Genomic DNA, 9,201 nt, shown 5'->3' with positions numbered 1-9,201 from the left:
AGCAGAGGGGCTCACCTGTTCCCATTCCGAACACAGAAGTTAAGCCCTCTAGCGCCGATGGTACTGCGAAAGCGGGAGAGTAGGTCGCCGCCAGTTTTTTAAAAAAGCTCATTCATTAATTTGAATGAGCTTTTTTTTTGCTACAAACTTAAAGTTGGTTGTTTGGTGATAGTTTGGTTACTAGTTTTTGATGGTTATAGCTAGGCTTTTTAGATAGTATACACCATAAAAAACCAATATCAATCGATCAAAAGTTCAATAACTTTTCAAATTATTTTTTTTTAAGTCACTCACAAAATTAAATTTTGTTATTACTAATCACTAATTACTAACAATTTTGTATTCTTGATCAATTTCATGCAAAGATGTTAATGCTTAGAAATTTAAAATCGCAACTTACGATAACTGATAACTGATAACTAATAACCAAAATAGCCGTGATTGAAAGGCGTGTTTGACTTCCTCGAATCACTTCGTTAGTTTTGAGCTATTTTTGCTTGGTAATGGATATTTATATGCGTTGGCGCAAAAAAGCGAGTAGTGAAAGCCCGAAATAGCTATCATATAAACCCTGTTTTGTAGCACAAATTATACCATCTGAGAAAATGTAGTATTGTTGCTTTGTTATCTATATATCAAAAATAAAACATTATTTTTATAAATTAAATATTATTTTTTTTCTTCCATAATGGTTCGGTATTTATTTTTGATATTTTGACTTTATTCTCCTCATATGGTGATAATATTATCATTTATAGTATTATATTAGCAATTTAAAATGTAAATATGTAATATTCTAATGCTTGATGATAAATTTAATTTACGATCGAATTCACTAATTTTTAAGGGATTAATTATCCTGATTACCATTTTCTCGACTTTTTTATATTCTCAAAATGCGCTTCAAAATTTAGAAAAGCAATATAGTTCTGCGCCCATTAATAGCAGTACTAAATTTTTGGTCACGGGTAAGTATGCTCAAGCATTATTTTTTGATAATCAGCCAGAAAAAGCATTTCAATTACTTTCTAAAAATATTAGTCAAGCTGAAAATAGTAAGCTGTATCAATATGCTACTTACTTGTATTGTATCCAAGCTATGACTTACAGATTGGATGATAATATCGTAGCTTCGGAAAAGGCAATATATAAAGCTAAGGAAGCTAGTAGACAAGCTAATGATGCAGAAACTTTTGGCTATGTAAACTATTGCGAAGGTTGGTTAAATATAAGAAATAATAAAGAACCTCAGGCTGTTAAAAATTTTTTGACAGCTGTAAGTTTTTACCAAAAAGCTTCTAATTCAATAACGTTGAGTTCTAGGACTTTTGGTGTATATCGAGAATTAAATGGTCTTTATGCTAATTGGGAAGAGTTTGAATTACAAGAAAAGTATGGAAAGTTAGCGCTTGATATTGCTCAGAAAGCTAATAGGAAAAATGATCTTTTTGATGCCAATATGATGATGGGATATGTATATGAGCAAAAATTGAGTAAAAGTCCTGATAACGAGCATATTAGAGATCAAACAGAAAAATACTATTTACAAGCAATTACCATTTTTAAAAGTAATACCGAATTGAATGCTGTACCTTCAAACTTGTCATTTGTTGCTATTAATTTGGCTAATTTATATCTTAAATTTTATGCAGGAGATTATCTTAATAAGGCATTTTATTATGCTAATATGGCAAAAGAGATTGCAGAAAAGTCTGGTCATTCAACACATTTAGCTTCATCATACGGAATATTGTCTGAAATTGCTATACAGAATAATGATACAAAATCTGCAAAAAGTTATTTGTTATCTGCTTTAAAGGTCATGAATGAAGAAAGTCTTACTGATCAACATACGAAACTATCTTTGTACGAGGGACTTACTGATATCGCAGAAAAAGATGGTAACTATGCAGAAGCATTACGCTATCATAAATTATATTCTAAAACTTTCCAATCCATTTATGATCAAGATAAAGTGAAGATTGGTAAAGATTTGGAGGCACAGTATGAAAAAGAACTTCAAAAACAAAAATTCATCCGATTAAAGCTAGAATCTGATAAAAAAGAACAAAGATTGCAATTGATGAAAGCACTAGGTATACAACAATCCCAGGAATTGGATTTCTTAAAATTAACAGAAGAAAACCAAAGAAAAAAACTGCAATTATCCGAGTTAAGATCAGAATCAAGAGCACAGGAATTAAATCTTTCAAAATTGGAAAATCAAACGCATAATAAGGATTTAATTAACTTCAAAAAAGAACTTTCTTATAAAGAAAAGATAAATAGTTATTTTGTACTGATAAGCATAATTGTTACTCTACTCCTCCTTCTTTTGATATATCTCTATAAGCAGCGATATAATAGTATGAAACAGCGTGAAAAGCTTCATCAATTCGAGATTGATAAAGAACGTCAGAACTCTAAAATTTCCACTCTTACGGCACTTTTAGAAGGTGAAGAATTGGAAAGGAGCAGATTGGCGCGTGATCTTCATGACGGTTTGGGAGGTTTGTTGTCAAGTACAAAAATTCAACTTTCCCATCTTAATGATAAAGTAGAAGATCATACAAAGATTGAAATGGAGAAATCTATCAAGCAATTAGATGGTGCTGTAGATGAGTTGCGACGTGTTGCCCACAATCTTATGCCTGACTTACTTCAAAAGTATGGTTTGGAAGAAGCACTTAAAGAATATGCAACGAGGATGTCTAACAAAAATTTGGAAATTGATGTGCAATTTTTGAGTTATACAAAATCTTTGACCAAGGAGCATCAATTATTGGTGTATAGAATTATTCAGGAACTAGTAAACAACTCTGTGAAACACGCACATGCAACACAAATAATTATACAACTTGTAGAAGAAAAAGAAAACTATTCTGTAACGGTAGAGGACGATGGCAAAGGATTTGATATGACTAGAATTAACCTATCAAAATCAGCTGGTTTCCATAATATTTATACAAGAATTGAATCTTTAAGAGGTAGATTTAATATCAATTCTGATGAAAAATTGGGAACAAGTGTAGATTTTAATTTTCCAAAATCTAATTCATGATAAAAATTGCAATTACAGATGATCATCCATTACTTACAGAAGGGCTAAGCACTATATTATCAAAACAAGAAAATATAGAAGTTATAGGATGTTTTTCTACGTCTGAAGCTATGAGTGCTGAGTTGAAAAATAATCCCATAGATATTTTACTATTGGATATTAATTTGGGAGATGTAAATAGTATAGAGCTTATAAAGCCACTAAAACAAAGTTATCCATCCATGCATATCATTATGCTGAGTGTACATAATGAATATGCGGTGATAAATAGTGCCATCCAAGAAGGTGCCTCAGGTTATATACAGAAAAATGCATCTGTAGATGAGATTTTAAATGGAATAAACAAAATCTACAATGAGGAAACATTCTTTTGTAGTCAAACTCAAGAAACACTGAATAAAAAAGATAAAGAAGGACTGAATACAATTCCTAAATTGACGCGTCGTGAAAAAGAGATCCTAATAGAAGCTGCTACTGGGCTTACAACACAGCAAATTGCAGAGAAATTATTTATCAGCACTCATACAGTGGACAGTCATAGAAAAAATTTAATTGAGAAATTTAAAACTAATAATTTAAGTTCGGCGATAAGTTTAGCAATTGAATATGGTTTGATTTTGAAATTATAGTGAAAAAAATACTTAAAAATAGCTAAAAATAGGTATTTTTTCACGTCATATTATTCACCATCTTTACCGTATTATACCGAGAGCAAATTGAAGGAGGTAGAAACACAAACTTAGGTGAATAATTGATAATTGGACACCAAACACACAAAAAATTATTTTAAAAACGCTTATTTTATCTTAGATATAATAGGCGTTTTTTTTTAGTAAAACTCATTTTTCTTACCAATTTAGCTATATATAGGGATAGTATAATAGGGGATTTTATCTCATCTTTGCTATATCAAAATGATGTGAATCATTATAAAAAACACAACACAAAAAATGATGATTAATTTAGGTGATACTAAAATTAAATTATTTAAAATCGTTTCTCTATCTCTGTATAGATTAACGATTTTTTTTGCTACTAATTCATAAGGGGAAGAGGGATTACATATAATCTTAGTTAAACCATACAGACAATCTTATTCATTTCTAAGCATCATTGAATTACCTCTAGTCACCTACGAGTGAGTGGAAGAAATTGTTTTTTTTATCCAACAAATTATAGGACTGCTAGTGTTGAGTTTCGTAAATTTGTTGTATTAAAATTGAACAGCAATGAATTTAAAAGGGAAAAATGCCATCATTACAGGTGGTGGCAGAGGACTTGGTAAAGCAGTAGCGTTATTACTTGCAAAAGAAGGAGTAAACATTGGAATTACTGGTAGAAATGAAGAAAATCTAAAGGCTACAGTACAAGAAATAAAAAATATGGGTGTAGATGCTGCGTATACTATATTCAGTATTGATAACGAAGAAGCTGTGAAAACTGGCATTTCCAATCTGGTAGAGCAGTTGGGAGGCGTAAATATATTAATAAATAATGCGGGTATCGGTGATTTTGGATCTATTGAAGAGATGCCATCAGAGACTTGGGAACAAGTAATCCATACTAATCTTTTCGGTGTTTATTATGCAGCAAAAGCTGTTCATCCATACTTAGTAGAAGCTGGTGAAGGAGATATTGTAAATGTTGCTTCTACTGCTGGTCTTAAAGGTGGCCCGAATATGTCTGCATATGCGGCTTCTAAAGCAGCCGTAGTTTCTCTATCTCAATCTATGATGGCAGAATGGAGAAAACAAAATATCCGCGTAGTAACGCTTACACCTAGTACCATTGCTTCTGATATGAGTATACAAGGCGGTCTTACAGATGGGAATCCAGATAAAGTACTGCAACCCGAAGATTTTGCAGAGTGGGTAAGGGATATCCTAAAAATGAATAGAAGAGCTCTTATTGCTAATGGATCTATCTTCTCGACCAATCCATAGTAATTATATTTTTTAGTTATCATCTCTAAATTTCGATCTGCATTCTATAAAATTTCAATTATTCTTTACCATAAATGATTATGAGTAAGAATTACTATATTTGTATTGTATTTAGAAATTTAATTTATGGATGATAATAATGAAGTGGATTTTGTTTTGGCAAATATCCAGTCAGAAAAACCTTTCTATGTTAATAAATTAGGACAAATAAAAGGGGTATATGGGAAAATACTAAAGGTTAATCCTAAGAACTCTAGAAAAACTGTTGTGTTTATTAATAAAGATGGAAAAAGAGAACAAATTGGGAATTTAAAACTTATTTGGAAAACCTTCAATCCCGATGTACCTATTTCCGATAAAGATATTTTTTGCATCATCGATCCTAATGCTAAAGTTTTCCTCCATCCGTCTAATATAAAGAGACAGACAAAAATTGATTTGGCAAAAAAAATGACAATGGATAGAATGCTATCAGAAGAAAGAAGACAGATTGTTGAGTTTTTGAGGGAGAGAGGAAGAGCAAGCAAGACTGAAATTTTCGAGATGCTAAAACTCAATGAGAAAAAAGATGGGATAAAAATACTAAGTAATTTGATTATAAAAATGATAAAAGAAAATCTTATAGAAAGAGAATCTTTAGCCATCTATAAATTACCAAGTAATACCCATAAATAATAACAATAAAATTATAATGCAAAATTATTTGGAATTCGATTTCAAAATCGAACCTCTTCAACCCTGGGGAGATATATTAATGGCAGAGCTTATTGAGATTGGTTTTGACAGTTTTACGGAAGAAATACATGGTATTTTGGGATATATTCAGACAGATCTTTTTAAAGAAGAGGATTTAAAGAATTTACCCCTCTTCAGTAATGAAAATGTGAAAATAGAATACAGCTTCAAAGAAATGCCAAACATCAATTGGAATGAAGAATGGGAGAAAAACTTTTCACCAATCAATATTGATGATAAAGTATTGATAAGAGCAGAATTTCATGAGTCTGTAGAAGGGATGCACGAAATCGTGATCCAGCCAAAAATGTCTTTTGGTACAGGGCATCATCCAACTACTCACCTTATGATTCAGCAAATGATGGATATTGATTTTGCAGGTAAAAAAGTACTAGATATGGGTTGTGGAACCTCTGTACTGGCAATCTATGCAAAACAAAATGGAGCAGGTGATACCAAAGCGATTGATATTGACGAGTGGTCAGTTGAAAATTCAAAAGAAAATGCCGTGAGAAATTCTGTAGAATTGGATATCGAATTGGGTACTGCAGAAAACTTGGGCTCTGAGAATTATGATATTATTTTGGCAAACATCAATAGAAATATACTAATTTCGGATATTCCCACTTACGTTTCTGTTCTTAACGATGGTGGAAAATTATTACTTTCTGGTCTTTGCTTCTTCGATGTAGATGATATCTTAGAAGTTTGTAAAGAAAACAATCTTACACTTACAAAACAAGTACAAAAAGAAGAATGGGTAAGTTTGCTTTTGCAAAAATAACATTCAAATTTCTAGTACAATATAAAAATAGGAAATCTCTACTTAGAGGTTTCCTATTTTTATTCTTAAATTTAAAATTGGCTAAATATAAGGATTGTCCTTACCATGTATTTTCATGATTTTTACTAAAATATTATTTCCATGAACAAGCTTTTTTCATTTCTATTTCTACTTGCTATCACTTTGATGATGGCCCAAGACGATGTATACGAACTTGGAGTATATCAATTTCAAGAAAATAAAACACAAAAGATATTTACCAATTTTACCAGAGTTAGAACGGCGCCTAATATCAACTCTAGTGTTGTAGATTCTTTGCAAAGTAATCAAGTTATAGAAGTAATCAAGAAAGAAGAAATTACTCTAAAATTGGGAGAAAGAAGTGCTAATTGGTATAAAATTGCCTACCAAGATGATGATAAAACCGGAGAAGGATATGTTTGGGGCGGAAATTTGTGTATTGGATATAGAAACAAAAATGGCTTCGATTTCTTATATGGAATTACTAAGACAATAAGCAAAAAAGACAAAGAAAATGGCGATAATTACCTGCAGAATATCGCAAGTATCAAAGTTTTGGAAAATAATGAGCTTTTAGACGAAGTTTTTTTTGAAACTGGATCTGGAGAAAGCCTTAGTTATAGCACTTTTACCATAGAAAGCAATCATAAGTTGGATGGAGTAGAATTTACGTTGAAAACGATGGTTTCTGGGGAAGCTTGCGGAATTCCTTCTTACGAACAATATGTTTTGTTTGCCAATAAAAAACTGATTGCGCTTCCTCAATTGATGAATGTGGGCGATGCAGATTTGTATTATCATTCAGAGACGTTCGTATTTCCTAATGATAAAGGTGGAATTGCCAATTCCTTTATTCTAAAAACTGAAGATATGGAAAAAAACGAAAAAACAAACAAAGAAAAAATTAAGCGCAGTTCTAAAATTTACACATGGAATGGTTCGAAGTTTAGTTTAAAATAATTTTACAATGGTTTCTTCAGCAGGACTTTATCTGTGAAATGAGTTTTCCCTTTTTCTTTGGAAAACTTGGCATCATTATATTGTGCAGAATTTCCTTTTGGGATCGATAGCGATTTCCAATTGGTATTGGCAATCATTTTACCAATAAAAACAATCTGACCGATGTGGTAAGGGTAGTGCGCTAATTGTCTGTTAATGGCTTCTACCACAGTATGACCTTCGTTTCTGATGTAAACGATTTTTTCTAAATTTTCCTCTATCAATGAAGCTAAAGTATCCAACAGGCATTTCCAACCATTTTTCCAAAGGGTAATAATATCTTCTGAGGAAAGAGGATTTTCAGCAAATTCTTTATCTCTATTGCGCCATGTTTTTTCTCCATCCGTTGTAAGAAAATCTGTCCATCTAGAAAGCATATTTCCACTGATATGTTGAATAACTGTGGCTATACTATTACTTTCATCATTGTTTTTCCAGTTTAGGTCTTGCTCAGAAAGTTGCTCAAAAGTTTTCTCTGCCAATATTTTGTAGTACTGAAACTGTTTTACGACGCCTTCTAGATAATTATTTTTCATAATTACATTATTTATTTTAAAAAGTAATTAAATCCAACAAATCACTCTGAGGATGTTAATTTTAAATAAAATAAAATTAAAAAATAATTTTGAAATAAAATCTACTAATTTGGTCTTTCCTTGTACAGCTGGCTTCCCCAAAACTGAATATCTCTTTCTGGTAATTTTGAATGATAAAATAAGGCATTGAATTCTTCTACGATCTTTTGTACCGCTTGGAAATCTGTGGTTCTAATTCTAGTTTCGTAGTTGTCTTTGATGCCACTAGCTGTGAAATTAAGAGATCCCATATACACCACTTGGTCATCTATAATGTAGATTTTACTATGGATAAAAGTATTTTTGCTCCCTCCTTGGCTACTTTGGGACATGAAAACCTTGAATGGAAACAGTTGCGTGTACTTATAATGGTAAACCCGCTGTTTTTTTATTTTCTCTCGGTAAGAATTGCGAAGAACCAAAAGCCCAACTACAGGCACAATCCCTAGAATAAGTTTTAACTGTTGGTACACGGCAAGTCCTAATAATAGAAGGGTACCAAGGGCAATGACAATAAATAAAATTACGCTAGCCATATTTTCCCATTGGCTTCGCTTGGCTTCTGCCTCTTTGTTTACTACTTTTTTCTGGTGAATAAGCTGATGGATATTTTTGTCGTATTCACCATAGAAATCCTCTATATTATCTGTAGTTACCAAATGAACCTTAATTCCCTTTTTATGAAGATTTATCAATTCTTTAATCAAAAATGGAGATAGGTAAGGAGATACTATTTTAACATTTCTCTTGGCATTAGAGATTTCATCCAACAGTTTCTTTCCTGCACTTTTTCCAATGTAGATATCACAATTAGCGCCGTTGTAGAATGTTCCCATCTATGTTCATCATCATTAATGTTCTGCTGTAATAGCCTTATATCAAAAAAAAGCCATTTTTAGTATCAATAAAAAAAAACCTTACAAATTGAATTGTAAGGTTTCAGTGAGCGCGTCAGGATTCGAACCTGAGACCGTCTGCTTAGAAGGCAGATGCTCTATCCAGCTGAGCTACGCACCCATTGATTAGTTTTGAGAAAACTAATAAAACAGTCGGGGCGGCAGGATTCGAACCTGCGACCTCCTG

General features: G+C 31.9%; 8 protein-coding genes, 1 tRNA gene and 1 rRNA gene. 7 read left to right on the top strand and 3 right to left on the bottom strand.

All coding sequences use genetic code 11. The features are described 5' to 3' along the window. The 7 genes from rrf to ACKI42_RS06815 form a co-directional block, all read left to right on the top strand. Window positions 1–96, top strand: a 5S ribosomal RNA gene (gene rrf / locus ACKI42_RS06845); the annotation flags it as partial. A 703-nt stretch (window positions 97–799) separates the two neighbouring features. Continuing rightward, a complete protein-coding gene (locus ACKI42_RS06840; protein WP_407403787.1) occupies window positions 800–3,061 on the top strand; it encodes a histidine kinase in 2,262 nt (753 codons plus the stop codon). Next, a complete protein-coding gene (locus ACKI42_RS06835; protein ID WP_407403785.1) occupies window positions 3,058–3,690 on the top strand; it encodes a response regulator in 633 nt (210 codons plus the stop codon). Before ACKI42_RS06840 ends, ACKI42_RS06835 begins: the two co-directional genes overlap by 4 nt. A 600-nt stretch (window positions 3,691–4,290) precedes the next feature. After that, a complete protein-coding gene (locus tag ACKI42_RS06830; protein WP_407403783.1) occupies window positions 4,291–5,004 on the top strand; it encodes a 3-ketoacyl-ACP reductase in 714 nt (237 codons plus the stop codon). 126 nt (window positions 5,005–5,130) lie between these two features. Beyond that, the gene (locus ACKI42_RS06825) at window positions 5,131–5,679 is read left to right on the top strand and encodes a hypothetical protein (protein WP_407403781.1); all 549 of its coding nucleotides are present in this window, start codon (window positions 5,131–5,133) and stop codon (window positions 5,677–5,679) included. Window positions 5,680–5,695: 16 nt separating this feature from the next. Further along, window positions 5,696–6,523: a 50S ribosomal protein L11 methyltransferase gene (gene prmA / locus ACKI42_RS06820; protein ID WP_407403779.1), complete on the top strand. Its 828-nt coding sequence runs from the start codon at window positions 5,696–5,698 to the stop codon at window positions 6,521–6,523. Window positions 6,524–6,664: 141 nt separating this feature from the next. Continuing rightward, complete coding sequence (locus tag ACKI42_RS06815; protein ID WP_407403777.1) at window positions 6,665–7,504, top strand: SH3 domain-containing protein; 840 nt, start codon at window positions 6,665–6,667, stop codon at window positions 7,502–7,504. 2 nt (window positions 7,505–7,506) lie between these two features. Here ACKI42_RS06815 and ACKI42_RS06810 read toward each other — a convergent pair whose 3' ends face one another. From ACKI42_RS06810 to ACKI42_RS06800, 3 genes are all read right to left on the bottom strand, one after another. Beyond that, a complete protein-coding gene (locus ACKI42_RS06810; RefSeq protein ID WP_407403775.1) occupies window positions 7,507–8,079 on the bottom strand; it encodes a DUF1572 family protein in 573 nt (190 codons plus the stop codon). Window positions 8,080–8,183: 104 nt separating this feature from the next. Continuing rightward, entirely contained in the window at window positions 8,184–8,954 is a 771-nt protein-coding gene (locus ACKI42_RS06805) for a phospholipase D family protein (RefSeq protein WP_407403773.1), read from the bottom strand. Window positions 8,955–9,061: 107 nt separating this feature from the next. Beyond that, window positions 9,062–9,135: transfer RNA gene (locus ACKI42_RS06800), tRNA-Arg, on the bottom strand. Window positions 9,136–9,201 lie beyond the last annotated feature (66 nt).

This window comes from Chryseobacterium sp. (genome assembly GCF_045629545.1).
Taxonomy (GTDB): domain Bacteria; phylum Bacteroidota; class Bacteroidia; order Flavobacteriales; family Weeksellaceae; genus Chryseobacterium.
Note: the sequence above shows the minus strand (reverse complement) of the source record. Positions and strands in the feature narration are given on the sequence as shown.

Bases quoted from the DNA above. Each gene is read 5' to 3' on its own strand.
- ACKI42_RS06810 (WP_407403775.1), bottom strand. From the start codon at position 8,079: ATGAAAAATAATTATCTAGAAGGCGTCGTAAAACAGTTTCAGTACTAC.
- prmA (WP_407403779.1), top strand. From the start codon at position 5,696: ATGCAAAATTATTTGGAATTCGATTTCAAAATCGAACCTCTTCAACCC.
- ACKI42_RS06830 (WP_407403783.1), top strand. From the start codon at position 4,291: ATGAATTTAAAAGGGAAAAATGCCATCATTACAGGTGGTGGCAGAGGA.
- ACKI42_RS06815 (WP_407403777.1), top strand. From the start codon at position 6,665: ATGAACAAGCTTTTTTCATTTCTATTTCTACTTGCTATCACTTTGATG.
- ACKI42_RS06805 (WP_407403773.1), bottom strand. From the start codon at position 8,954: ATGGGAACATTCTACAACGGCGCTAATTGTGATATCTACATTGGAAAA.
- ACKI42_RS06840 (WP_407403787.1), top strand. From the start codon at position 800: ATGCTTGATGATAAATTTAATTTACGATCGAATTCACTAATTTTTAAG.
- ACKI42_RS06835 (WP_407403785.1), top strand. From the start codon at position 3,058: ATGATAAAAATTGCAATTACAGATGATCATCCATTACTTACAGAAGGG.
- ACKI42_RS06825 (WP_407403781.1), top strand. From the start codon at position 5,131: ATGGATGATAATAATGAAGTGGATTTTGTTTTGGCAAATATCCAGTCA.